The 25326-nt window shown below is 73.1% G+C and carries 18 protein-coding genes; 7 read left to right on the top strand and 11 right to left on the bottom strand.

The features are described 5' to 3' along the window. Positions 1-132 precede the first annotated feature (132 nt). A complete protein-coding gene (locus WMF36_RS41395; RefSeq protein WP_437576330.1) occupies positions 133-2046 on the bottom strand; it encodes a cyclic nucleotide-binding domain-containing protein in 1914 nt (637 codons plus the stop codon). Between the two features lie 7 nt (positions 2047-2053). Between WMF36_RS41395 and WMF36_RS41390 the strand changes: the two genes are divergently transcribed. Beyond that, complete coding sequence (locus tag WMF36_RS41390) at positions 2054-3526, top strand: hypothetical protein (RefSeq protein WP_437576328.1); 1473 nt, start codon at positions 2054-2056, stop codon at positions 3524-3526. 1596 nt (positions 3527-5122) lie between these two features. On the opposite strand, the gene WMF36_RS41385 is transcribed toward WMF36_RS41390, so the two are convergent. Then, entirely contained in the window at positions 5123-8407 is a 3285-nt protein-coding gene (locus WMF36_RS41385) for a DNA translocase FtsK (protein WP_437576327.1), read from the bottom strand. A 209-nt stretch (positions 8408-8616) separates the two neighbouring features. Here WMF36_RS41385 and WMF36_RS41380 point away from each other — a divergent pair, with 209 nt between their 5' ends. From WMF36_RS41380 to WMF36_RS41370, 3 genes are all read left to right on the top strand, one after another. Then, positions 8617-10221, top strand: a complete 1605-nt coding sequence (locus tag WMF36_RS41380; RefSeq protein WP_437576326.1) for a hypothetical protein — start codon at positions 8617-8619, stop codon at positions 10219-10221. Between the two features lie 277 nt (positions 10222-10498). Then, positions 10499-11647 (top strand): FHA domain-containing protein, encoded by a 1149-nt coding sequence (locus WMF36_RS41375; RefSeq protein ID WP_437576325.1) that lies wholly within the window; start codon positions 10499-10501, stop codon positions 11645-11647. 37 nt (positions 11648-11684) lie between these two features. Beyond that, positions 11685-13046 carry a L,D-transpeptidase gene (locus WMF36_RS41370; RefSeq protein ID WP_437576324.1) on the top strand — a complete coding sequence of 454 codons (1362 nt, stop codon included), beginning with the start codon at positions 11685-11687 and terminating at the stop codon, positions 13044-13046. A 295-nt stretch (positions 13047-13341) separates the two neighbouring features. Here the strand turns inward: WMF36_RS41370 and WMF36_RS41365 are convergent, their stop codons facing one another. The 9 genes from WMF36_RS41365 to WMF36_RS41325 form a co-directional block, all read right to left on the bottom strand. Beyond that, the gene (locus WMF36_RS41365) at positions 13342-13680 is read right to left on the bottom strand and encodes an ATP synthase F0 subunit C (RefSeq protein WP_012240589.1); all 339 of its coding nucleotides are present in this window, start codon (positions 13678-13680) and stop codon (positions 13342-13344) included. A 294-nt stretch (positions 13681-13974) separates the two neighbouring features. Beyond that, positions 13975-14742: a F0F1 ATP synthase subunit A gene (gene atpB / locus WMF36_RS41360; protein ID WP_437482455.1), complete on the bottom strand. Its 768-nt coding sequence runs from the start codon at positions 14740-14742 to the stop codon at positions 13975-13977. Positions 14743-14948: 206 nt separating this feature from the next. Further along, positions 14949-15413 (bottom strand): ATP synthase subunit I, encoded by a 465-nt coding sequence (locus tag WMF36_RS41355; protein WP_437576323.1) that lies wholly within the window; start codon positions 15411-15413, stop codon positions 14949-14951. Next, a complete protein-coding gene (locus WMF36_RS41350; RefSeq protein WP_437576322.1) occupies positions 15403-15768 on the bottom strand; it encodes an AtpZ/AtpI family protein in 366 nt (121 codons plus the stop codon). The genes WMF36_RS41355 and WMF36_RS41350 overlap by 11 nt, the downstream gene beginning before the upstream one ends. Positions 15769-15875: 107 nt before the next feature. Next, entirely contained in the window at positions 15876-16499 is a 624-nt protein-coding gene (gene rdgB, locus WMF36_RS41345) for an RdgB/HAM1 family non-canonical purine NTP pyrophosphatase (RefSeq protein ID WP_437576321.1), read from the bottom strand. After that, entirely contained in the window at positions 16496-17269 is a 774-nt protein-coding gene (gene rph / locus WMF36_RS41340) for a ribonuclease PH (protein WP_437482444.1), read from the bottom strand. The genes rdgB and rph overlap by 4 nt, the downstream gene beginning before the upstream one ends. 80 nt (positions 17270-17349) lie before the next feature. Beyond that, the gene (locus tag WMF36_RS41335; protein WP_437576320.1) at positions 17350-18369 is read right to left on the bottom strand and encodes a murein hydrolase activator EnvC family protein; all 1020 of its coding nucleotides are present in this window, start codon (positions 18367-18369) and stop codon (positions 17350-17352) included. After that, a complete protein-coding gene (locus tag WMF36_RS41330) occupies positions 18366-19259 on the bottom strand; it encodes a cell division protein FtsX (protein ID WP_437576318.1) in 894 nt (297 codons plus the stop codon). The genes WMF36_RS41335 and WMF36_RS41330 overlap by 4 nt, the downstream gene beginning before the upstream one ends. A gap of 42 nt (positions 19260-19301) precedes the next feature. Further along, a complete protein-coding gene (locus WMF36_RS41325; protein ID WP_437576317.1) occupies positions 19302-20123 on the bottom strand; it encodes a cell division ATP-binding protein FtsE in 822 nt (273 codons plus the stop codon). Between WMF36_RS41325 and WMF36_RS41320 the strand changes: the two genes are divergently transcribed. The 3 genes from WMF36_RS41320 (at position 20096) to WMF36_RS41310 (ending at position 25272) form a co-directional block, all read left to right on the top strand. Further along, positions 20096-21085, top strand: coding sequence for a methionyl-tRNA formyltransferase (locus WMF36_RS41320; protein WP_437576316.1), 990 nt, complete (start codon positions 20096-20098; stop codon positions 21083-21085). The two genes, WMF36_RS41325 and WMF36_RS41320, sit on opposite strands and share 28 nt — an antisense overlap. Before the next feature lie 206 nt (positions 21086-21291). Continuing rightward, the gene (locus WMF36_RS41315; RefSeq protein WP_437576315.1) at positions 21292-22197 is read left to right on the top strand and encodes a hypothetical protein; all 906 of its coding nucleotides are present in this window, start codon (positions 21292-21294) and stop codon (positions 22195-22197) included. A gap of 24 nt (positions 22198-22221) precedes the next feature. Beyond that, positions 22222-25272: a BamA/TamA family outer membrane protein gene (locus WMF36_RS41310; RefSeq protein WP_437576314.1), complete on the top strand. Its 3051-nt coding sequence runs from the start codon at positions 22222-22224 to the stop codon at positions 25270-25272. Positions 25273-25326: the final 54 nt, after the last annotated feature.

Below are 25326 nucleotides of genomic sequence, written 5' to 3'. Positions count from 1 at the left end.
GGCGCGGTCTAGGCGCGGCTCGGGCGCGGCTCGCGGCCTCGGGCAGCTGTGCCCACGTCACGGGGCGCGCGGGCGTGCCGCCAGCGACGCGGCCGGCCTGCCACCCGTGCACGGCGTGGTTCTCCTGCCGTTTCAGCTGCCCTGGGCGTTCAGCGAGATGGACTGCGCGAGGATGGAGAGCAGCTCCGGCGTGCTCTCGAACAGCTCGCGCAGCACGGGGTGGTCGGCGATGAGCACGAGCGCGCCGCATCCGGCCGCGCGCGCGATCGTCGGCGCTGGCTGGCCTCCGAGCAGCTCGGCGGCGAACAGGAGCTCACCGGGCCTCGTGGTGCCGGCGATCTCCTGCGATCGCTCCGCGACCAGCTCCAGCGCGCCGGCGCCGACGATCACGAGCCCGGGTATGGGATTGCCGGCGTGGATCAGCTGCTCGCCGGGCTCCAGGCTGCGCAGGCGGAGCCGGTCGAGGACCCGGCGCAGCAGCGTCTCCTCGAGCTCGCCGAGCGGCCCCATCGTGGCGCCGGCGAGCGACTGGAGCCGGTCTGCGACGGTGCGCAGCTCGTCGACGACCCAGGGGCAGGTGCGGAGCGCGTTGTCGATGGTCGCCTGGTCCCAGATCGCCACCCGCGCGCCGCCCGCGCCGGCGACCACGCGCAGCGGAATGCCTTCCTCGAGCGTGCCGCGGGACGGCACGAGCGCCCTGATGGCGGCGCGCTCGGCGGGCGTATCGACGATGTTCGCGCACACGGCGGCGCTGCCGCTGAGCACCAGCGCTGCGCCGTAGACGGCGAGCTCCTCGTCGGACGCGAGGTCTTCCACGTGCGCTGCGAGCGCGAGCTCGTCGTGCGTCTCCTCGGGTAGATCGGCGAACGCCTCGATCTGCTCGAGGTCACGGCCGGTGAGGGCTGCGGCGCCGGCGGCGGCCGGCGCGGCGCTGGCCGCGTCCGGCTGCGGCAGAGCCGGCGCGATCTCCGGGTCGATGTCGAGGGCCGCGATCGTTCCTGCGTCCGGAGGCGCGCCGTGCGGTGCGTCGAGCGCCACCCCGGCGAGGTCGACGGCCTCGCCTGCGTCCGCTCGGGGCCGCTCCATCGCCACCTCCTCGGGCCGCGCCGCGTCGGTCGCGAGGGGGGCGTCGACCGCCGCCGTCGCGCGCGCGTCGGCAGCGAGCGCCGGCAGCGGCTCGCCAGCGGCCGCCTGGGCCGCGGGCTCCTCCTCGAGCGCGATGTCCGCGTCGTCGAGCAGCTCTTCTTCCGCCTCGGGCTCGGCGGTCGCCGCATCGAGATCGAGCGGGCGCTGCGCCGGGTCCGCGGCGCCGCCGGAGGTGGGCTCGCCGAGAGGCAGGCCGGCCTTCGCCAGCAGGTCGCTGTCCTGCCCCGCTGCCTGCGGCGCGGGGAATGGGCTGTCGAGCCGCGACGACGTCGGAGCGTCGAGATCGTGGTCGGAGAGCTCGATGATGACGGTCCCGTCGGGCGTCGAGGCTGGGAGCGGCGCTTCCGTGCTCGCAGGAGGCTCGATCTTCCCGGCAGGGATCGCGGGCGCGCCGGCGTCCTTGGAGGGAACGTCGTCGGCGGAGGCTCCGAGGTGTCCGGGCGGCTCGCTTCCCGTGGGCGTCGCTGAGCGGGGGCGTGGCGCTGCGGGTGCCGGAGGCGCGGGAGGTCGCGCGGAGTTCGGTTTCCGCTTGAGCGTCAGATCGAGCGGTGCTGCCGAGGTGATGACCTCCTCCTCCTCGTCTTCGGCCTGCGGCGTCGAGGGAGGCCGGCGAGCCACGAGGTACGTGTCGCCGCTCGGCGTGATGGTTTCCTGGGGAGGCCGAGGTGGCGCGGCTATCTCCGCGTCGTCGGACCACGGATCGAGGATCGGCTCCCGGGGTTTCCTTCTCGAGCCAGTCGTTGCGTGCGCCGGAGCGGCCGTGTCTGCGCGGGCCGGGGCGGGCGTCGGGACCTGATCCTCGACGAGGATCTCGCCGACGACGTCGTCGTCCGGCGCGTGCTGCTCGGTGGGCGCTGCCGGGCTCGGGACATGTGGCGATGTCGAGGGCGGCAGCGGCAACGAAGCGGTGGAGGCCGGAGGCGCGGCGGGAGGCGGTGCGGCCAGCGGCGGCGCGGACGGCGGCTGCGCCACGGGCGCCGGAGGCGGCGGCGGCGCAACGGATGCCGGCGCAGACGGCGACTGCGCCACCGGCGGCGGAAGTGGCGCCGCAGGCGGCACCGGCGCGGCGGAGGTCAGCGTGGGTGACGGCGGTGGCACCGACGGAAGCAGCGTCGGCGAGTGCGGCGGCGAGGTGGGCGGCGGAAGCGGCGGCGCAGCGGAAGCGGTGGTCGCGAGCGGAGGCGGCGCCGGCGGAGGCAGCGTCGGCGGGTGCGGCGGCGCGGCGAACGGCGGAAGCGGCGCAGCGGAAGCGGTGGTCGCGAGCGGAGGCGGCGCCGGCGGAGGCAGCGTCGGCGGGTGCGGCGGAAGCGGCGGCGCAGCGGAAGCGGTGGTCGCGAGCGGAGGCGGCGCCGGCGGAGGCAGCGTCGGCGGGTGCGGCGGCGCGGCGAACGGCGGAAGCGGCGCAGCGGAAGCGGTGGTCGCGAGCGGAGGCGGCGCCGGCGGAGGCAGCGTCGGCGGGTGCGGCGGAAGCGGCGGCGCAGCGGAAGCGGTGGTCGCGAGCGGAGGCGGCGCCGGCGGAGGCAGCGTCGGCGGGTGCGGCGGTGCGGCGGGCGGCGGCAGCGCAGCCGGCGGAGGCAGCGGCGGCGCGACCGACTGCGGCGACGCTGGCGGGGCCAGCACCTGCGGGTGCAGAGACGCAGCGGGTGGAGGCAGCGGTTGCGGGCGCGGGAGCGGCGCGGGCGGAGGCTGCGCGCGCGGGGGCGCGAACGACGGTGGGTGCGGCGCCGGTGGAAGCCCGACGGGCGGCGCCGGTGGAAGCCCGACGGGCGGCGCTGGTGGAAGCCCGACGGGCGGTGCCGGTGGAAGCCCGACGGGCGGCGCCGGTGGCGGCCCGAAGGATGGCGGGTGCGGCGGTGCCGGCGGCGGCCCGAAGGATGGCGGGTGCGGCGGTGTCGACGCGGGCGCGGCGCTTCCTGGCGCTGGCGGCGAATGCGGCTCCGCGATGAACCTCGGCGGTGGTGGCGCGGCGAGGGCTGCTGCCGGAAGCGCGGAGAACGTTGGCGGAGGCAGCGGCGCCGCGGGCGGCGGCTCGCTCGTGGCGCGTGCCCCGGCGCGGCGCGGGGGCGGCGGGGACCCCATCGTGGTGTCGGACCGGCCGTGCTCCGGCAACGAAGCCAGGGCGGCCGGCCGCTCCGGCAGCACCGGTGCCGGGGAAGGGCGAGGGGGGGCCGACGATGGCCGCGGGGATGCTCCTCGCGGTACGGCCGGCGGCGGTACCGGGGCGGGCGGCTGCGCGCTCTGCGTCTTGGCCTGCGTCGCGATCGAATGCGGATCCGTGGTGATCTGCGGCCTGAACGACGGAGCCCCTGGCGGTGGAGGCAGCGGCGCGATGGCGTTCGCCACCGGCGCGACAGGTAGCGGAGGTGCCGGCGGTGGTTGACTCCGATAAAGGGCGCCGGCCTGGACGTTGGGCGCCGGCGGCGGTGTGGAGGGTGCGACCCGCGTCGGCGGCTGCGGGTACGGCGCGGCGGGCGGCTGCGGGTACGGCGCAGCGGGCGGCTGCGGGTACGGCGCAGCGGGCGGCTGCGCGTACGGCGCAGGCTGCGGGAAAGCACCGCCCGTCGGCTGCTGCGCCGGCCGATGCGCCATCGGCGGCGGGGGAGGCGGGGGCTGCGACGCGCTTCCCTGCGAATGCCCGGCAGGCGCGGGGGGAAACGGCGCGATCGGTCGGCCCGCGGCGGCCGGCCCTTCCTTCGCGCCCGGAGGAAGCTTCGGCGCCGGCCGTGACGGCGCCGGCAGGCGCTCCGCTTCGGCGGCCAGCTCCGGCTCCGAGAGCGGCTCGAACAGATCGATCTCGATCGAGGGCATCGACGCGCGCAGCTCTGCGCCGAGCGAGAGGCGGCGGCGCCAGGTCTGCTCGTCGGACGGAGGAGCTTCGTCAGCTTCCTCATCGGAAGGGGACGGCTCGTCGTCGTCCTCGCCGGTGATCGTCTCCAGGAGATCGGGATCGCTCGGCTGCCCGACCTCCGAGGCCATCACCTCCTCGAGCGCCGTCGCGCACAGCCCGAGCTCCGAGGCGCGGAACGGCTGCGCGGCCGCCCCGGCCGCGTCGGCCGCGCGTCGCAGCCACACGATGGCGTCGCGCCGCTCGCCGCGCGCCCACAGCGCGCTGGCCGTGGAGATCCCCCACACGACATCTTCATCGTCATTCGGGTGCGGTTCGGGGAGGGCGACCACGCGGTTCGCCATGAGCAACACCACCTATCACAGGCCCCACTGCGGCCGTTTACCCATGATACCGAGCGAGCCGACGTCCCGGTTCGAACGTCGCGCGAGCCCCACGGCGCGGAAAGCCGCGCCACCAAGAGCTTAGCCGCGCTCGATACGGCTCGTACAAATTACGATACTGATGTCGCTTTCGGTCCTCTCGTCGCCGTGCGCGGCCGCCGGCCCCCAGGGCGCTGGCGCGTACCCGCGGGGCCGGCGCGACGCTTCGTGGACTTGAGGCGAGCGCCGCGCTCCCGTAGGGGCAGTCGGCCAGATTGCCGGCAGGATCCGCGCCGCGTACGGCATCTGAGCGCGCGGCGTCTGTGCCCCGCTCAGCGCCGCACGCTCAGCGCCGCACGCTCAGGTGGACCGCCGCCCGCCCATGCGTCGCGGCGGGCAGCTCAGGACCGCTGCGCGACGGCGCATCTCCTCGACGCCGTCCCGCGACGCCGCCTCTCCGGGCATGCGCCTCGCAAGCCAGCCGATGAGCGTCAGCCCCGCTGCGCGGGCGTCTGCGGGCATCGTTCCTTCTTTCAGGAGGCTCGCGATCTGGGCGATCAGACGCGTGCGCGTTTCCTCAGGCGCCATCCTGCGTGCTCCATGAAGCATTCGAACGGGAAAGTCAAAAGAACCGCCACGCTGTCGCGCGGCCTCGGCGGCGGAAAGGCCGGCGATGTGCTCTCCTCAACATCCGATCTGGACCGCGCGCGCAGGTCGACGGCGTGCCAACACGCATTACGAAACGGCGTCAAGAAAAATTGCACAAGGGTCAGATCGGCGCGATCAGCACCTCGCGATCCTTGGCGCCGTTCGCCGGTCCGACGAGCCCGCGCTTCTCCATGGCCTCGACCAGCTTGGCCGCGCGGTTGTAGCCGACGCCGAGCTTGCGCTGCAGCCAGGAGGTCGAGCAGCGCCGGGTATCGGCCACGATCCGCACCGCGGCGTCGTACATGGGATCGGCCTCCGCGTCGGCGGTGTCGGGCTCCTCGCCCTCGTCGTCCCGGGGCCGGAGGATCGCCTCGTCGTAGACCGGCTCGCCCTGGAGCCGGAGGAAGTCGGTGATCTTCTGGACCTCCTCCTCGGAGCAGAACGGGCACTGGACGCGGCGCGTGTCGTTCGAGCCGTTCATCTTGATCAGCATGTCGCCGCGGCCGAGCAGGTGCTCGGCGCCCTGCTCGTCGAGGATCGTGCGGCTGTCCACCTTCTGCGCGACCCGGAAGGCGATGCGCGTGGGGAAGTTCGCCTTGATCATGCCGGTGATCACGTCGACGCTCGGCCGCTGCGTCGCCAGGATCACGTGCATGCCGGCGGCGCGCGCCTTCTGCGCGAGCCGGGCCACGCTCGCCTCCACGTCCTTGCCCTGCTGCATCATCAGATCGGCGAACTCGTCGACCACGATCACGATGAACGGGATCTTCTCCGGCAGCGCCGCGTCCGACCCGTCCTTCGCGGCGTCGATCTCCACCTCGAGCCCGTCTGCGCCGATCGCGCTCACCTTGGCCGGGGGCCTCGGCGGGCGCGCCTCGCCGCGCTGCACGCGCTCGACCCAGGCGTTGTAGGTCGTGATGTTCTTCGTCCCCGCGTTCGCGAAGAGCTGGTACCGGCGCTCCATCTCGTCGACGGCCCACTTGAGCGCGTTCGCCGCCTGCTTCATGTCCGTCACGACCGGCAGGAGCAGGTGCGGGATGCGGTCGAAGGGCGCGAGCTCGACGACCTTGGGATCGATCATCAGGAGCCGGAGCTCGTCCGGCGTCTTGCGGAAGAGCAGGCTCACCAGCATCACGTTGAGCCCGACGCTCTTGCCCGCGCCGGTCGCGCCCGCGACGATGACGTGCGGCATCGACGCGAGGTCGGCGAAGTACGGCGTCCCGATGATGTCGCGGCCGAGCACGCACGGCAGCGGCGCCTTCATCTCGAGGAAGCGGCGATCCTCGACGAGCTCGCGCAGGTTGACGGGCTGGCGGTGCTCGTTCGGGATCTCGAAGCCGATCCGGTTCTTCCCTGGGATGGGGGCGACGATGCGGACCTTGCGCGAGAGGCCGAGCGCGAGGTCGTCCGCGAGGCCTGCCACCTTCGAGACCTTGGTGCCGGCGGCTGGCGAGACCTCGAACGTCGTGACGGTCGGCCCGGGGTGGATCTCCTCGACCTTCCCGCTGACGCCGTAGTCGGCGAGCGTCTTCTCGAGGAGCTGCGCGGTCGCCTTGAGCTGATCCGCGTCGAGCTGGATGCGTCCGCCCGCGGCCGCCTCGAGCATGTCCGTGATCGGCAGGCGGAAGCCCGCCCCGGCGGCCGGGACGACCTTCACCACGGCCGGCTTCTCGCTCACGAGCTCGCGGCTCGTATCGACGATGGTCGGGGCGCGCGGCGCGGCGCCGTGCGGTCGCTCCGGCCCGCCGGCGGGCGGCAGCTCGCGGTGCGCGGGCCTGGCGTCCGGCTCGCGCGCGGGCAGCTCGCGGTGCACGGCCCGGGCGTCCGGCTCGCGCGGCTCGCGCGGGGGCAGGTCGCGGTGCGCGGGCCTGGCGTCCGGCTCGCGCATCGACACCTCGCGCGGCCCGCGCACGGGCAGGATGGGCGACGGGGTGGGCACGTCGAGCGCTTCCGGCTCAGCGAACGCGGTCGAGGTCTCCTCGTCGGCCAGATCGAGCGCCGCGCGATCCTCCGCGTCGTCCTCGTCCAGGTGCGCATCCCCCTCGAAGAGGTGAGCCTCGCCTCCGAAAGGCGACTCGTCGCCGTCCTCCGGGAACGCGGCGCCGCGCGGCTCTCTCGGGGGCGCGGCGCGACGCCGCGCAGCCCCACGCTGCGCACCCTCGCGCGCCTCGGCGCCGCGCCGTGCGCCCTCGCGCGGCTCGGCGCTGCGCATCACCACCTGGCGCGGCTCGTCGTCCGGCTCGGCTACCTCGTGCGGCTCGTCGACCTGCTCCGCTGCCTCGCGCGGCTCGGCGCCGCGCAGCACCACCTCGCGCGGCTCGGCGCCGCGCAGCACCACCTCGTGCGCCTCGCCGCCGTGGATCACCACCTCGTGCGGCTCGGCGCTGTGAGGCACCACCTCGCTCGCCTCGGCGTCCTGCTGCGCCGCCTCGCGCGGCTCCTTGGCCTGCGCCTTCCGCCCGCGTCGCGGCTTCGGCGGGGCCGCCGGCTCCTCGGGGGCGGCGCTCGTCGGCGCGCTCTTCCAGAGGTCGAGCGCCGGCGCCTCGACCTGGGCCGGCTCGACGGGCGTGGTCCTCGCGGCGGGATCCGAGAGCGGCTCGTCGGCGTCGTCGGCCAGCGCGGCGATGATCGCGTCGGGGCTCGAGTTGCGCGCGATGATCGGCGGCGCTTCCTTCGCCGAGGCGCCCTCCCGCCGCTCCAGGTCGCGCGCCGCGGCCCACGCCCCGAAGAGCGCGCGCGCCCAGCCGGCGACGCGCACGGCGATCGCCACCGCGAGCTGCTCGGCCCGGTGCGCCAGCTCGATGAACGAGAACGTCGCCCGGCCCATCAGGATGAGCGCGACGACGGTGAGCCCGATGATGTACGACCCGATGTTCGAGAAGAGCGCGCGCAGCACCTCCCCGAACAGCTCGCCCACGGCCCCGCCGAGCGGCATCGCGCCGAACGCGACCGCCTGCGGGAACGCGACGTGCGCGAGCGCCGCGAGCACGATGACCACCACGATGTCGCCGCTCAGCCGGAACAGGCTGGCGATCGAGCGCTTCGCCCCGAGCAGCGGCATCGCGAGCAGCGCGAGCTCCAGCGGGACGAACCACGCGATGACCCCGACCGTCTCGACCGACGCCCCCGCGAGCGCCGCGCCCACCGGCCCCACCCAGTCGTCGCCCGAGATCTCCGGGCGCAGCGGATCCGCACGAAATGAGGCGAGCGCCAGCGCGCTGTACAAGGCGGACACCAGGAGGACCAGCGCCGCCGCATCGCGGGCATAGCTGTGCCCCGGCGGCGCCGCAGGACCCGCGACCCCCGCCGGGCTGGTCCGTGCGGCGCCACGCGCCCCGGAGCGCAAGGGCTCGCCAAGGCCGGCGACGGGCTGGGCACGGCGAGGAGCGAACAAAGGGACGTTCATGCCTACCTAAACCTACCTTGCTCACATATGCGCACTCCACCCCGGGGGCAAGAAGTCTGGGAGGCCTGTCAGGCAGGGGAGGACGCCGCCGCGCTGGAGTTCTGGCCGCATTTCGCGCAAACTTTGTTCGACCTCCCTTCTTCCCGGCCTTGAAATTCTTTCAAACAGAGCGCTGCGGGCGGTACCATCCCGACCTTCCTGGGACGTGCATGGAAACTGTCGAACGAGCAGGGCGGCGCGTCGGCGCTGCGGGCCTTCTTTTGCTGTGCCTCGCGACCGCTGGCGTGGGGCTCGCGACCAGCGGGTGCCGCGTCAACGAGAACGACATCCACCGGTGGGAGTCCACGGCGCACGGGCCGGACAAGCTCAGGGCGGTGCTGTTTCACGACAAGTACGACAACTCGCTCCGCATCGAGGCGGCCACGTCGCTCATCCGCATGAAGCCGCGGCAGGGCCGGCGCGTGGGCATCGGCATCATGGTCGAGACCCTCGCGACCATGGCGCCGGAGGCCCGGCAGTCCATCGTGGCCGCGCTCGTGCCGTCGATCATCGCCGAGCTGAGGAAGCCGCCGCCCGTCGCGCAGCCGGGGCAGCCGCTCCCGCCGGACACGTCGTTCCCCTACAAGGACGCCGCGTACGCGATGCTCACGTCGGATCGGACCGTGATCATCGCGGACGAGGCGCTGAAGGAGGGGCTCAAGGCCGCGCTCATCGACTGGGCGATGGCGGACTTCGAGCACCGGCTCGAGGACCGCTCGCAGGCGTACGGGATGGAGCAGCTCCTGCGCTTCATCGGCCCGCCCGCGGTGGCCGGGCTGCCGAAGCTCATGACCCGCGAGGCGAAGCGGCTCGACCAGATGGCGTCGCTCGTGGCCGAGTACGGCGACCCGCCGACGAAGGAAGCCGCCTCGGCGAACCTCGTCTCCATCGCGAAGTTCGTCACCTCCAGCGAGTGGGTCGACGTGAAGAAGCCCGAGCTCCAGGCGGCGAACGCCGCGTCGAAGCTCGAGCCCACCGAGAAGCAGTTCGAGGCGCAGCTCGCGCAGTACCAGGAGGAGGAGCTCTTCCGGGTCTTCGGCTCGATGAAGAAGCTCGGCGGCAGGCCGTCGGTCGACTTCCTCCTCGGGTTCGCGGCCAACAGGGAGCAGCCCGAGAAGCGCCGCCAGGCCGCCCTCGCCGCGCTCGAAGGCCGGCTCGACCGCAACAACCCGAGCGACATCCAGCGCATCCTCGAGATCGCCACCGCGGACGCGCCCGATGTGGTGCTCGACCAGGCCTTCCGCCGCGTCGGCGAGATGCCGCGCGAGCTCGTCGTCGAGAAGCTCTACGGCCTGTTCAAGACCGACAAGTGGAAGATCCGCCGCGCCGCCGCCGCGACCATCCTGAAGATGTCGACGGTGAAGCACATCGACGAGTTCATGAGCAGGCTCCCCGACAGCAAGGGGTTCGCCATGCCCGAGGCGCTCACGTACGGCGCGGCGTTCGGCGATCTGAAGGAGGGCTCGCCCGTCGAGGCCCTGAAGAGCCACTTCGCCGCGGGCTCGGGGCCGGCGCGCACGAGCGCGATCGCCTACTACTTCACCTTCGGCACGACCGCCGATCTCCCAGCGGTCAAGGCGCTCGAGGGCGACACCACGCGCGCGCCGGTCTGCGAGGCCGATCCGGACTGCAAGTGGGCGTGCGAGGTGTCGAAAGAGGGGTCGAACGAGCGTGAGCTCAGGGAAGTGAAGACCGTCGGCGAGTTCGTTCAGTACTGCATCCAGCCGGCCATGCAGGAGAGGAAGCCGGAGATCGAGAAGGGCGAGAAGAAGTGACGCGAGCGCCGGCGCAGCACGCGGGATCTTCGGGCGATCCCGCCGCGATGCCAGCGCGGCCCTTCGCGCCGGGCCCGCAGCGCTTCGCCCTCGCCGCGAAGGGCGGTCGGGGCGCAGGTTTCACGGCGGGCTGCGCGGGCTCTCAGCGGATCTCGCGCGGGCATGTTTGCGGTCGCAGCGCGCTTTCGGCGCGGTCCAGAGCCATCAGGTGCTTGCAGGGAAGAGGCCGGGAGGAGGCTTCCCAGCGCAATTCATCCTCCGATATCGTTGGGTAGAGATGAGCGCGGATCCGAACAAGAAAAGCGCACGGACGTTCCAGTGTCGCGATGTCCTTTGGGAGACGTTCGAGCAGATGGCGCGCGAGCTCGAGTGCTCCATCGACTACCTCATCAACGAGTCGATGAAGCAGTACGCGCGGCAGCGAAGCTACAGCCCGCGCACGCCTTTTCCGCCGCCCGCGAGGGTCGACGCGGCGCCCGGCTCTGGACACCAGGCGGTCCCGCACGCTCATCAGCCCAGCGCGGTGCCTCCGGCCGCGACGCCCCCGCCGCCCGGGCTGATGACGCCCGGCTCGCCGCCGCCCTACGGACCGGGCGGGCCTTCGATGGTCGCCCTGCAGCAGCAGCCGACGCCCGTGGGGGCGGCCTACGGTGCCCCGGCCATCGCGCCTGCCTATGGCGCGCCGTCGCCGCCGTACGGCGTGCCCCCCGTGGGGCCGGGGCCGACGCCGGTGCCGGCGCTGACGCCGCCGCCACCGCCGCCGGTCCGGCCGGGCGCGCCGCCGCCACCGCCGCCGCCGCCCGGCAGCAGCAATGCCGGTGGGAAGCGGCCCAGCCTGCCCGTTCCGCCGCCCATCCCGGGCCGCGTCGGCGGCCCGCCGCCGCCGCCGACCAGCGTGACCCGTCTCGGCGCGCCGCCGCCGCTCCCGTCGCAGGCCACGAACCCCGGCGGGCGCCAGAGCATGCCCGGCGGCTCGGTGAGCCGCTCGGGGCCGCCGCCGCCGCCGCTGAGCAGCGCCGCCGGGTACGCCTCGCCCATGGGACCGCCGATGGCGCCGCCGCCGTACGGCGTTCCGCCGCAGGCGGCGAGCAGCATGCCGGGCCCGCCGCCGATGGCCATGGGGATGCCGAACCAGATCCCCGCTGGCCCGGCGCTCGCCGCGTTCTACGCGGGGCAGCGGTTCGTGGTGAACAAGGACCGGTTCATCATCGGGCGCGGCAAGCAGTCGAGCGATCTGACGATCAAGGACCCGAACGTGTCGCGCCAGCACGCCATGGTCGAGTTCCTGAACGGCCAGTACTACATGGTCGACATGGGCTCGACGAACGGCGTCGAGTACAACGGCCAGCGCATCGCCCGGAAGGCCATCGTCGAGGGCGACCTCTTCCGGATCTGCGATCACGAAGTGCGCTTCTCCTACCGCTGACCGCGGCAGGCCCGTCGTCTCCGCCGGATCTCGCGAGATGGTGAAGCGTGGAGGCGCCGCGGCGGGCTTGCGGGAGCTGCGCCGCGGCACGCTGCGGCGCGAGCGCCGCGGCGCGCTGCGGGTCGGTGCGACGGGGGTCGTCCTCGGCGCGGCGATCTGGGGCGGAGCGGTCCTCGCTTCGCAGCTGCCGCCGTGGGTCCCGGCGGGCGACGCCCCGCTCCCGGCCTGGGTCAAGAGCGCGCGCGTGCTCAAGCGCGATCAGCCGCTGTTCGACGCGCCGGGCGGGAGCCCGCGCCGGCGCGGCTCCGTCGATCGCAACGTGCAGCTGCCCCTCTTCGCGGCCCGGCGCGGCGACGGCTGCCTCGGACGCTGGCTCGAGGTGGGCGCCGCGGCCTGGGTCTGCGACGACGCCGTCGAGCTCTCCGCCGCAGGCCCGATCAGCCCGCTCGTGCGCACGTGGCGCGAGATGCCGGACGGGCTCCCGTACCGCTACTACTTCGTCGGCCCCGATGGGTCCTTCGGCTACCGCCGCGCCGACGCGGCCGACATCGACGCGCCGGACGCGCAGCTCGAGCCTGGCTTCGCGGTGGCGATCGTCGAGGAGCGAGCCCTCGGCGGGGCGCGGTACGGCCGCACGAACAGCGGCTTCTGGGTGCCGATGCGCGATCTCGGCCCGGTGCGCGCCTTCGCCTTCCACGGGGTGGACGTCCCTCCGGACGCCGCGCAGATCGCGATCGCGTGGGTCGTGTCCGAGAGGGCTCCGCTCTTCACGCGGACCGGGGCGGGCTTCACGCGGACCGAGGAGAGCAAGGCGCGGTTCGACGTCGTCTCCTATCTCGAGGAGGCGCAGGGCGCCTCGGGCAAGCTCGCGCGCATCGCGGACGGCGACGCGGCGGCGTGGATCTCGATCCGCGATCTCCGGCGCCCGTCGGTGGCGCCGCCGCCGCCCGAGGTCGACGCCGATGCGGGCGAGCGCTGGATCGACGTCGAGCGCTCGACGCAGACGCTCGTGGCCTACGAGGGGCGTCGCCCTGTGTTCGCGACGCTCGTCTCGACCGGCAAGGGCGCGCCCGGGTCGTCGCGCGCCACGCCCGCCGGCACGTACCGGATCTGGGCCAAGCTGCTCACCTCGGACATGGACAACCTCGAGGACGAGGACGCCGATCGCTATTACCGGATGGAGGACGTCCCCTACGTGCAGTACTTCTCGAAGGGGGTCGGGCTGCACGGCGCGTTCTGGCATCGCTCGTTCGGCCAGGTGCGGAGCCACGGCTGCGTGAACCTGGCCCCGCTCGACGCGCAGCGGCTGTTCTGGTGGACGTCGCCCCGGCTCCCCGCCGGCTGGACGGCCGTCCTCCCCACGGCGCACGAGCCGGGCACCGTGGTGCGCGTGCGATAGCGGCCGGCCGCGACCGCGGCGCGCGCGAGACGGGTCACGCAAAGCCGCAGCGCACGCGAGACGGGTCACGCAAAGCCGCAGCGCACGCGAGACGGGTCACGCAAAGCCGCGGCGGGGCAGATCCGTGAGGCGCTCGCTGCCATGCACGGCCTGGCAGCGAGCGCGATGGGTCTGTGCGCGGGCGGGAACGCGCGCGCTGGCGAGGCTCCATCGAAGGAGCGCTCGGCCGGCGCAGCAGGAAGGGGCAGGAAAGGAGCAGCGGAGCCGGACCCAGGGGGCCGCGGCCAGCGCTGGCTCAGGGGGCGATCTTGCCCTGGAGGAAGAAGGCGATGACCCAGGAGAGGAGCACGAGCGACTCGATGAGCGCCAGGCCGAGGATCATCGGGGTCTGGATCCGGGCCGCAGCGCCCGGGTTCCGGGAGATGCCCTCCAGGGCGGCGGCAGCGGCACGCCCCTGGCCCATGGTGCCGCCGAGGGCAGCGATGCCGATCGCGAATCCGGCAGCGACGGCGAGCCACGAGTTCGCGTCGTACTTGTTCGACGCCGCGCCATCCTGCGCCAGCGCCATAGCGGGAACCAGTACCAGCGCAGTGCCGACAACGGCGGACAGCGACAGCTTGCTCTTCAGCGACATCCGAATCTGCTCCTTTCAAGCCACACAGCCCGCGCGGGGCTGCATGCGTAACATCTGCGTGGGTCGGGGGCCGCGCGGGCGGTACCCCCTCGAGAACCGGGGATCGCTCCCGGGACCTCTTCGACTGCTCGGTAGGGGATGCGCTCGCGCGATCCACCTACCGCTCTGGGGCAACCCATCGACAGCGGGGCCCCTCTAATCCGATTTTCGAGGGCTGGCTAGCCTTCTCTTCATCCTCCAGCGCCGTTCTCCGCGGCGCCGGGTGATCCCTGACCGAGCGGTCAGGCGCAGCGATCAGTGATGGTCCGCCTTCTCCGTCGCGAGCCCGATGTAGATGCAACTCAGCAGACAGAACACAAGCGTCTGCACGACGATGACGATGATCGCCAGGAACATGAGCGGCACCGGGACGAACAGCGCGATGAGCCCGAGGAAGATGCTCGCCACGAGGTGGTCGACCCCGATGTTGAGCATGAGCCGGATCGAGAGCGTGACCGGGCGGACGCAGGTGGAGATGACCTCGATGGGGAAGATGAGCGGCGCCAGGTACCACTTCGGCCCGGCGAGGTGGGCGATGTAGCCCCAGCCGTTCTCCTTCAGCCCGTAGTAGTTGAAGAGGACGAACACCACGACCGCGCACCCGATCGTGACGTTCAGGTTCGAGGTCGGCGGGTTCACCCCCGGGATGAGCGCCGACGCGTTCGAGAAGAAGATGAACGCGGCCGAGCCCCCGATGAGCGGGAAGTACCGCTTCGCGTTCTCGGGCCCCATCACATCCCGAGCCATCCCGTAGAAGTAGCCGAAGAACGCCTCGAAGAACGTGCGCAGCGTGAGCTTGTCCTCGGGGACCACGGACTCGTTCAGGCGCCGGTACTGTCCGCGCACCTCGCTGGCGAGCAGCACGAACAGCACCATGATCAGGAGGCTCATGAAGATCGGCTCGGTCCCGCGGTAGTCCACCGTGTGGTGACCGATGAACGTCTTGCCGATGTTGCGAGCGTTCTCCCGGAGTCCGGGGAGCTGCGCCAGGAGGTACGTGAGGAACCCTGTGTGCTCAGGCATGGCTTTCGTCGTCGATGCGCCGCGCTGGCAGCCGCGCGGCTGTGCCGGCACGGCCGCGCGCGCCGGCGCGCCTTGGGGGAGTCCGCCCTCGGTCGAGGGGGCCTCGCCTCTACCACAACTCCTTTACGGTGGGCACCCTGGAGCGCGTCGAGTCGCCGCCGCATCGCGCGCGGGTCGCTCGCGGCGGCGCCGGTCGCCGCGGGGGCTCAGCCGCGAGCGCCCGGCGGGGCCCCGTCTGCCGGGGGCTTCGGCCCGAACAGGGTCCCGAGGCTGATGCCGACCACGAGCGAGGCGTAGCCGACCATCAGGGCGACCCCCGAGACGAGATCGCTCTTCAGGATGAGCCAGACGCCGCCCATCAGCCCGGTGAGCTTCACCATCGCGATCAACGTCCACGATACGGTGTGGCCCCTGCGCGAGAGGAACGCGTCGACGATGCGTGCGAAGACGTACAGGTTCGCCGTGGCGATGGCGCCCCCGATGCCGACGCCGAGCGCCGCGCGCGCGCCGTACGCGAGCAGCGCGGCCACGGACAGGACCGCGGCGGTGCCGGCGACCCAGCGGAGCACGGCCCGCATCGTCGCGTCCCCGAGGCCGGGCGGGCCGTCCGCGTCGGGCTCCTCGTGCGGCGGCTCGCCGTCGCGCGTCTCGGGTCTTCGCTCAGCGTTCATCGTGCTCCTTCGCGGGCGGCCGCTCGTCGGGGTAGGGGACGACATCGCTCGAGTCCGTCCGGCGGTCGTCGTCCGCGCGCTCGTCCTGTCGCGCCTTGCGGTCGTCGAACATTGGCGCGGGGTTCCCTTGCTCGCGCTCCTCCCTCGCAGCCGCGATCTGCATCTCCTTCCACGCCCGGTGGACCGCCTTGCAGGCGGCGCCGAGGCCGAAGAAGAACCAGAGCACCGAGAGGAACGGATCCGTCCCGAGCTTCGCGTCGAGCCAGCGGCCGACGAACAGGCCGAGCATGATGCAAAGCACCACCTCGAGACCGACGGTCCCGTAGCTTCCGACGGCCTTCCAATCCTGCTTCATCAAGGGATCCGATCACCCGGTGGGTACCTGGGTGCCTCCGGTCGCGATTACAAGCGGTCCCGGACGGGGTCAACCGCCGTCGGGCGCCTCCGCCGGAGGCGCACCGCCTACCGCCGCGCGACCAGCGCCTCGAGCGCGGATCGCATCGCCTGCGCGGCCCTGCCGCGGTGGCTCACGCGGTTCTTCTCGGCCTCGTCGAGCTCGGCCATCGTCCGTCCGTACGCTTCCACGACGAACAGCGGGTCGTAGCCGAAGCCGCCCGTACCCCTGGGCTCTCTGCCGATCCATCCCTCGCAGCGCCCTTCGGTCACGACGGGTTGCTCCTTGGAGCGCGGATCGAGCAGCACCATCACGCAACGGAAGCGCGCTCGACGGGCGTCGTCCGCCACGTGCGCGAGCGCCGAGAGCAGCGCCTCGTTGTTCTCCGCGTCGGTCGCGCTCTCCCCCGCGAAGCGGGCGGACCGCACGCCCGGCCGGCCGCCGAGCGCGTCCACCTCGAGCCCCGAGTCCTCGGCGAGCGTCACCATCTGCGATCGGAGCACGCCGGCGCGCACCTTGAGGAGCGCGTTGTCCAGGAACGTCGCGCCGTCCTCGACCACCGGCGGCGCGTCCGGCAGCACCTCCGCCAGCGAGAGCACCTCGATCGGGAGATCGGCGAGCAGCGATCGCAGCTCCGCGAGCTTCCCCCGGTTCGAGGTCGCGGCGAGCAGACGCAGCCGCTCCCGGCTCACGCGATCCTCCAGTGGTCCGTCAGAAATAGCGCGGAGAGATCGACGCCGGCGTCGCTCAGCGCGCGGTGCTGCGCGCTCGCGAGCGACGCCACGCCCGCGAGCGCGAGGTCGATCATGCTGTCGAGCTCCGTCCGGGGGATGGCCTCGTCCTCGGCCGTCGCCTGGACCTCGACGACGGAGCCGACCGTCGTCGCCACGACGTTCATGTCGACGCGCGCCGCGCTGTCCTCGGTGTACACGAGATCGAGGGCGAGCCCGCCCGGAAGGTGGCCCACGCTGATCGCCGCCACCTGATCGCGGAGCACCGGCCCCTCGAGCGACCCGGCCGCGCGCATCCGGTCGAGCGCCAGCGCGAGCGCCACGAACCCGGCGGTGATCGACGCGGTCCGCGTGCCCCCGTCCGCCTCGAGGATGTCGCAGTCGATCGCGATCGTCTGCTCGCCGAGCTGCTTCAGATCGATCGCCGCCCGGAGCGCGCGCCCGATGAGCCGCTGGATCTCCTGCGTGCGCCCGCTCGGGGCCTTGCCCCGCCCGTCGCGCGGCTCCCTGCGGACCGGGCTCGATCGCGGGTGCATCTGGTACTCGGCCGTGAGCCAGCCCTTGCCCTTGCCCATCATCCAGGCGGGCACCGTGGGCTCGACCGACGCCGTACAGAGCACGACCGTCCTCCCGGCGCGGTAGAGGACGGAGCCCTCGGCGTTGCGGTGGAACCCGAGGATCATCTCCACGGGGCGGTGGGCGTCGAGGGCGCGGCCGTCAGGGCGATTCACGAGGGCCGCCTTAGCACAACTCGGGCGACGCACGGGCTCGCCTCGCGGCGGCGCGCGAGGCGCCCTGCGGCCCGGCGGCGCTACATCCCGAACCAGGGGCCCGGGTCGATCACCTCGGCGCCGCGCCTCAGCTCGAAGTAGAGCTTCGCGCCGTCCGGCCCGCTCGCGACCGTGCCCACCCGCGCCCCGCCCGGGAGCTGATCGCCGGCGCGCACGTCCGCGGCGCCGAGGCTCGCGTACACCGAGTAGTGCCGCTCGCCGTGATCGACGATCACGGTGAGCCCGTAGTCCGCGTAGGTGTCGGCGAAGGCCACCCGCCCCGCGGCCACGCTGCGGACCGGCGCGCCGTCCAGCGCGGTGAGCTCGACGCCGGGCCCGCCGGCGCCGCGGCGCGACACCTTGCGCACCTCCGCTCGGCCGGCGATCGGGAAGGGGAGCCGACCCAGGAGCGAGCGGAAGCCGGCGCGGCGATCGAGCTCGGCGGGCCCGGTGTCCGCGCCGTAGATCGCGAGGTAGTCGGGGCGCACGCTCGTCTCGAACGCGCGCCCGAACGCGGCGCGGCGCTCCTCCTCCTGGGCCAGCGCGACCCGCGCGCGGTTCATCGCCTCGCGGTGCACCTCGAGGGGCGCGCGCTCCGCGCCGAGGTGCGTGAGCCGGTCCGCGAGCTCGGCGCTGCGCCGGGTCAGGTCGGCCTCGCGGGCGAGATCGCGCTCCAAGGCGAGCCGGGTGCGCTCCACGCGGGCGGCGTGGTCGACAAGCGCGTCGAACCCGCCGCCCACCGGGAGGAAGCCGGCGCGGATGTGGCGGTAGTACGCGCGGCCGCGCGCGACCATCCGGCGGCGGGTGAGCTCGAGCGCGGGGCCGATGGAGTCGAGCTCCGCGCGCAGCGCCTTCTCCTCGGCGTCGAGCTTCGCGAGCAGCCGGTCGAGATCGTTCTCCGCCAGCGCCGAGCTCGGGCGCGCCGCCGGCGCCGCGGCCCGCGTCGCCACGGAGGGCGGGGGAGCCGCCGGGGCATAGGCCGCCGGGACCTCGGCGCCGCTGGTCGCCGCGCCGGTCAGGAGCGCCAGCGCGATCGGCGCGAGCCGGGCGCGGCGCCTCACACGGCCACCATCTTGCGCAGCGTGAGCACCGCGGTCGCGGCGCCGAGCGTGGCGCCGAGGGCGACCATCCCGAGCGCGACCGGCCAGGGCAGGAACGACGGCGAGACGCCGAGCAGGTTGGCGAGCTCGTGATCGAAGCGGCCCCGCACCATCATGAACAGCGCGCCCAGCATCAGCAGCGCGCCGGCCGCGCCGGCCGCGCCCTGCGTCGCGCCCTCGACGATGAACGGCCGGCGCACGAAGCCGTCGGTCGCGCCGACGAGCTTCAGCACCTCGACCTCGATCTTCCGGCGGTGCAGGAGGAGGCGCATCGTCGAGCCGATGACGCTGACGACGGCGCAGAGGACGATCGCCGCGAGGCAGGTGCTCGCGGCCACGCCGCCGCCGAGGAGCGACGAGAGCCGCTCCGTCCAGCGCTGGTAGGTCTCCACCGTGTCCACGGCCGGCAGGGCGCGCAGCTTCACGGTCATCGACGCGAGCGCCTCGTCGGAGATCTCCTCGGTGAAGCCGACCTCGAGGGACGCGGGGAACGCGCTCAGGGGCAGCGCGGCGAGGGCCTTGTCGCCGTCGTCGTGCACCACCTCGCGGCGCGCCTCGGCGCTCGTCACGAGCCGGACCTTCTTGACCCCCTCCGTGCCCTCGAGCGCGCGGGTGAGCTCCGCGGTCTCCGCCTCGGTCGCGCTGTCGAGCAGGTAGATCGTGGCGCGGCCCGCGCGCGACCAGCGATCGCGCACGGCCATGAGGTTCGTGACCACGAGGAGGGCCGACGCGAGGCAGACGAATGCAACCGCGAGCGAGAAGATCGACAGCGCCTGCAGGCGCCAGTCGCTCCTCCCGGCCCGCCAGGTGCGAAGCCATCTCCGCCGATCGTCACGCTCGCTGGTCTGCATCCCGTTCCCTTATCCCCGTCGCATGAGGTGGAGCGCTCGGCGCTATGCTGCGCCGCGCACGCCGCTGTCCATCTCGTCCTCGTCGTCGCCGTCGACGAGCTCGCCGCCGGACCCGAGGCCGTGCGGCACGTCCGTCGCCTTCCCGTCGTCGAGCACCACGACGCGCCGCGGGCGCACGTCGAGCAGCGTTCGGTCGTGCGTCGCGAACAGGACCGTCGTGCCGATCTCGTGGATGTCCTCGAACAGCCCGAGCAGATCGATCGCGAGCTGCGGGTCGAGGTTGCCCGTGGGCTCGTCCGCGAGGATCAGCGCCGGCTCCCCGACGATCGCCCGCGCGATCGAGACGCGCTGCTGCTCGCCGCCGCTCAGCACCTGCGCCCGGTCACCGCCGCGCCCCGACAGACCGACACGCTCGAGCGCCTCGCCTACCCGGGTCCGGAGCAGGCGCGACGGGAGGCCGAGCACCTCGAGCGCGATCGCCACGTTGTCGAAAACCGTCCAGCTCGGGACCAGCTTGAAATCCTGGAACACGAAGCCGATGTTGCGCCGGAGCGCGGGGATCGACGCGTCGGTCAGGCGCGCGATGTCCCGGCCGAGGAACAGGATCCGGCCGTCGTCGACGCGCTCGGTGCGGTGCACGAGCCGGAGGAGCGTGCTCTTGCCCGAGCCGCTCGGGCCGGTGATGAACACGAACTCGCCTCGCTCGATCGACAGCGACATCCCGCGGAGCACCGGCTGATCCGCGCGGTAGGACTTATATACGTCCTCGAAGACGAGGATTGGCCGTCGCGCGGCGGACGCGTCGTAGCGGTGACCGGGCCGGAGCGCCGGACGAAATGAGCCTTGCGGAGGGGGCGCCGCCATCGGACCCTTCACCTATCAGCCTGCTCGGACACGGAAAACTTTTCGGCCGACGCCCGGGCGAGCGTCCTCTCCGGGTCGTCTTTTTCGGCCTCCCGCTGGCCGCGCTGCTGCTCCACGGCGACGGCCACGAGATCGTCCTCGCCGCGATCAGCCGCGCCGACGCGGTGGGGCTCCGCCGCGCCCGACGGGTCTTCGGCGCGCGCCTCCTCCTGCGCCCCGACGTCGAGGGCCCCGAGCTCGGGTCGCGTGTCGAGGCGCTCGCGCCCGACCTCCTCGTCAGCTGGTTCTGGACCACGCGCCTGCCGATGTCGCTCGTGACGGCGGCGCGGCTCGGCGGCATCGGCGTGCACCCCTCGCTGCTCCCGCGCCATCGCGGGCCGGATCCGACCTTCTGGGCGATCGCCTCGGGTGACGCCGAGAGCGGCGTCACGGCGCACCGGCTCGAGGCGGAGTACGACACAGGCGACATCCTGGAGCAGGAGAGGCTCCTCATCGATCCGGCGTGGACCGCGTGGCAGCTCGCCCGCGCCCTGGACCGGCCGAGCCTGCGCGTCCTGCGACGCACGGTCGCCCGGTTCGCGCGCGGCGAGGAGGTGGCGGGGTTCGCCCAGGATCCGGCGCTCGCGACGGAGGCGCCCGCGCCGGACGACGAGGCGTGCGCGATCTGCTGGTCCTGGCCGACGGAGCGCGTGCTGCGGCACATCCGCGCCCTCGCCCCGGCGCCGGGGGCGTGGACCGAGATCGAGGGCGCCTGCGTCATCGTCCTGCGGGCCGCGCCGGCGCCGAGGTTCCCCGAGGCGCTCGCGCCGGGCGAGGCGGTAGCTGAGGGCGGGGTGGTCCTCGTGCGCACCGGCGACACGGCCGTCGCGCTGCTGGAGGGGGAGATCGATGGCGAGCCGGCGTCGGCGGGCGAGCTTGCGGCGCTCGTTTCGTCGGGCGCTTCGGGGGCGCCGAGCGGGTGACCGCCGGCCGGGGCGCGCTCGGCGGGCGGCCGTGGCACCGGCGGGGTCGCCTGGCCGGCGCGCGGGCCATCGAATCCTGAACCTACGCGCGCGCGACCGCGTAGGATGCGCCCCTCGGAGGATTCATGTCGGAACCCGCGCAGCTTGCGAAAAGCGCCCGCGAACTGCTTGCATCGGCGCTCAATGCGCTCCAGTCGAACGGGGGAGTGTCGCCGGAAATCGAGGCGCTCGCCGAGCCGATTGCGCAGGCGATGGGCATCATGCACCGCGTCGAGCGCTCCGGGGGGCAGACCCTCGACGGCAGCGAGATCGCGTTAGGCCATGTGCGCGACGTCCTGAACCGCCTGCAGAGGATCACGGTGGCGGATCCGGTGGTCGACGTGTTGATGGAGCACGTCGCCTCCTCGCTGAGCAAGGTGCACGCGCTGAGCAGAGCGCAGGCCGCCGGCGCGCCAGCGCCAGCGCCGGCTCCGGTGGCCGCCCCTGCGCCCGTCGCGGTGGCACCGCCGCCTGTCGCGGTGGCCGCCCCTGCGCCCGTCGCGGTGGTTCCGCCGCCTGTCGCGGTGGCCGCCCCTGCGCCGCCCATCGCGGTGGCACCGCCGCCCGTCGCGGTGGCCGCTCCTGTGCCCCTCCAGCAGACGCTGCCCTCGCCGCAGCCGTCACGGCATGCGCCGGCGCCCGCCCCGCCCGCTCACCCCGCCGCCTCCCGCCCGGCTGCGGACGCGCGCCGAGCACCGCCACCCCAGGCCACGCAGCCGTCCGTCGACAACCGCACGCCCGCCGCCGTCGTCGACGTCGAGCTCGGCGCTTTGACCCCGTCGAATTTTTACAAGGGCCTCGCTGGCAACGACGTCATCGAGCACGGGGGCATCTTCGTTGCGACCTACAAGATCCCGCCGACCGGCTCCGTCGTGAGCCTGCGTGTCCGCCTGCCGGGCGACTACGAGTTCACCGCGCTGGCGACGGTCCGGTGGACGCGCGAGGCCGGCGGCTCGAAGGACTCGGCCGAGCCGGGCTTCGGCGCCCGGATCACGCAGATCTCGGCGGAGGGCCGCCAGCTCGTCTCCCGGTTCACGCGCAACAGGGAGCCGCTCTTCTACGACGACCTCTGACGCCGCAACGTCACCTCGATCCTGGTGAACCGTTTTACCGCGCGCCCCGGCTCGCGAGCGAGCCGGCCGCTCCACCGCGTAGCCTCCGTCCTCTCCGCCGTCGCCCTTGCGGCGCTGCTGCTCCTCGCGCCGCGTCCCGCCCGGGCGACAGGCGACCCCGATCTCGCGTTCTGGACCTTCGAGACCGCGCATTTCCGCGTGCACCATCCGCAGGGCCTCGAGCCCATCGCGGCGCGCATCGCCTCGCTCGCCGAGACGATCTACGGGCGCGTCGAGCACACGCTCGGCTACGCCCCGCAGGGCCGCACCGAGATCGTGATCACCGACGACTCGGAGATCGCGAACGGATCGGCCGGCACGCTCCCCTACAACGCGATCCACCTCCTCGTGTCGGGGCCCGAGGACATGTCGACGCTCGGCGACTACGACGACTGGTACCTCGACCTGCTCACGCACGAGTTCACGCACATCGCGCACCTCGACAACACCTCCGGGATCCCCGCGATCCTGAACGCGATCGTGGGCAAGTCGTTCTCGCCGAACCAGGTGCAACCGCGGTGGATCATCGAGGGGCTCGCCGTCGTGAGCGAGAGCAACCACACGAGCGGCGGCCGGATGCGCTCGACCACGTTCGACATGTACCTGCGCGCCGACGTGCTCGAGGACAACATCGCGGGGCTCGATCAGATCTCGAGCTCCCCGTTCCGCTGGCCGCAGGGCACCCTCTGGTACCTCTACGGATCGAGGTTCCTGGGCTGGATCATCGACGTCTACGGGCCCAACACGATGCGCGCCGTCTCCGCCGACTACGGCGCGTCGCTCATCCCGTGGGGGCTCAACCGCGCCATCCGCCGCGTGACCGGCAAGACCTACGTCGAGCTCTACGAGGGCTGGAAGGACCACCTCCGCGGGCTCTACCGGGAGCAGATGGCGGCCGTCGAGGCGCGCGGTCTCCGCGAAGGCACGCGGCTCACCCATCACGGCCGCACCGTCTATTACCCGCGGTTCGTTCCGCCCGTCGCGCGCCGGACCGCGGCGGACGAGATCGTCTACTTCCGCGACGACGGCCGCGCCCGCCCCGGCATCTACCGCCTCTCGCTCGCCGCGCCTGCGCCCGGGGCCGAGCGCCAGGAGGCGCTGGTCGCGCGCACCAACGCGGCCTCGCGACCGGCGTTCACGCCGGCCGGTGACCTGATCTTCACGGCCCTCATGCCGTGGCGCAATCAGTACTATCGACACAACCTGGTCTTCCTTCCGCGCGGCGAGGAGGCGCCCGACGGCGACGAGCCCGCGCGGCGCCGGCTGACGCGCGGCCTCCGATCCTCGGCCCCCGACGTGAGCCCTACCGGAGATCTCGTCGCCTTCTCGCTCAACAGCAAGGGCACCCGCTACCTGGAGATCGCGCGGCTCTCCCGGGACGGCACCCTCTCGGAGCGGCGCGATCTCGTGCCGAGCGCCCGCTTCGAGCAGGCCTACTCCCCGTCGTTCTCTCCCGACGGCAAGCGCCTCGCCTACAGCGTCTGGACCGCCGGCGGCTACCGCGACATCCGCGTGGTGGACGTCGCCACCGGCAGCTACCGCCAGGTGACGCGCGATCGCGCCACCGAGATGAGCCCGGTCTGGTCGCCCGACGGCGAGACGCTCTATTTCACCTCCGACCGCACCGGCATCCAGAACGTCTACGCCTACGCGCTCTCGGCCGGCACGCTGCGGCAGGTCACAAACGTCAGACTCGGGGCCTTTCATCCGGCGATCAGCCCCGATGGAAAGACGCTTGTCTATGTCGGATATACCTCCCGCGGCCACGACCTCTTCGTCATGCCGCTCGACCCGGCGCGCTTCCTCCCGGCGCCGCCGCCCCCGACCGACCGCCCCGATCCCGCGACCGAGCCCTCGGCGGTGCGGCTCGAGCGCTCCCCCTACAGCCCGTTTCCGACGCTCGCGCCGCGCGCGATCACGCTCGACTACGCGCCCGGGAGCTATGGATCGAACGCGCTGACCGTGAGCGTGACCGGCTCCGACATCGTCGGTCGCCACGGGGTCTTCGGCGAGCTCACCGTGCAGCCGGACGCGCCGGCCCCGACCGTCCTCTTCGGGTACACTTACGGGCGATTGCCCGTCGATCTCGGCGTCCGCGCGTACTACGCCATGTCGCCGCGCAGCGGCTACCGCATCAACGGCCGCAACGTCACCTACGACGAGCGATCGATCGGGATCGTCTCGGGCGTCAGCTACCCGATCCGCGGCGAGTTCTCGCGGCAGAGCCTGAGCGCATCGTTCAGCAGCGTCGCCTTCAAGGGGCAGCTCCCCATCGGCAACGAGCTTGACCCGTACGCGCCCCGGACCGTCCTCCCGCCGCAGGGCACGCTGAACCTCGCGCACATCGGCTATGGGTTCTCGAACGCCGAGGGCTCGATCGACGCTGCCGGCGCGCCGCGCGGGCTCTCGCTCAACGCTGGCCTCGATTACGCCGGCCCGGAGACGGCCAGCAGCTATACGACCTACGCGTTCTCGACGGCCCTCAGCGCGTACGTCGCGATGCCCTGGTCAGGCGACCACACCCTCGCATTCCGCATCGCCGGGGCGGTCTCTGGCGGCAACTTCCCGCGCGGCGCCACCTACGCGGTCGGCGGGTACGATCTCGAGAACCTCACGCTCGTCGACACCCTGCTCACCGGGGTCACGAATAGCTCGTTCACGCTCCGCGGCTATGCGCCGGGCGTGATGGCGGGTCGCTCGTACTTCTCGCAGACGTTCGAGTACCGCGTGCCCCTCCTGCAGCCCGATCGCGGCCTCTCGACGCTGCCGCTCTACCTGCGCCGCATCGACGCGAGCCTCTTCCTCGACCACGGCGGCGCATTCAACCGCTTCGAGACGGATGACCTCGCGCTCTTCACGCAGAAGAGCCTGCTCTACTCGCCCCAGCTGCACACCTCGATCGGCGGCGAGGTGTGGCTGAGCCTGACGCTCGGGTACGTCCTCTCTTCGCAGCTGCGCTTCGGGTACGCGTACGGCCTGAGCCCGCTCGCGATCCCCGGTGGCCAGCTCTACTTCGTCGCGACGAACTCGTTCTGAGCGCCGCGCGCCGGCCGGAAACTTTGCCGGTGCCGACCCCTTCGCCCACGGTGC

This window comes from Sorangium sp. So ce887 (genome assembly GCF_051521455.1).
Classification (GTDB): domain Bacteria; phylum Myxococcota_A; class Polyangia; order Polyangiales; family Polyangiaceae; genus Sorangium.
Note: the sequence above shows the minus strand (reverse complement) of the source record. Positions and strands in the feature narration are given on the sequence as shown.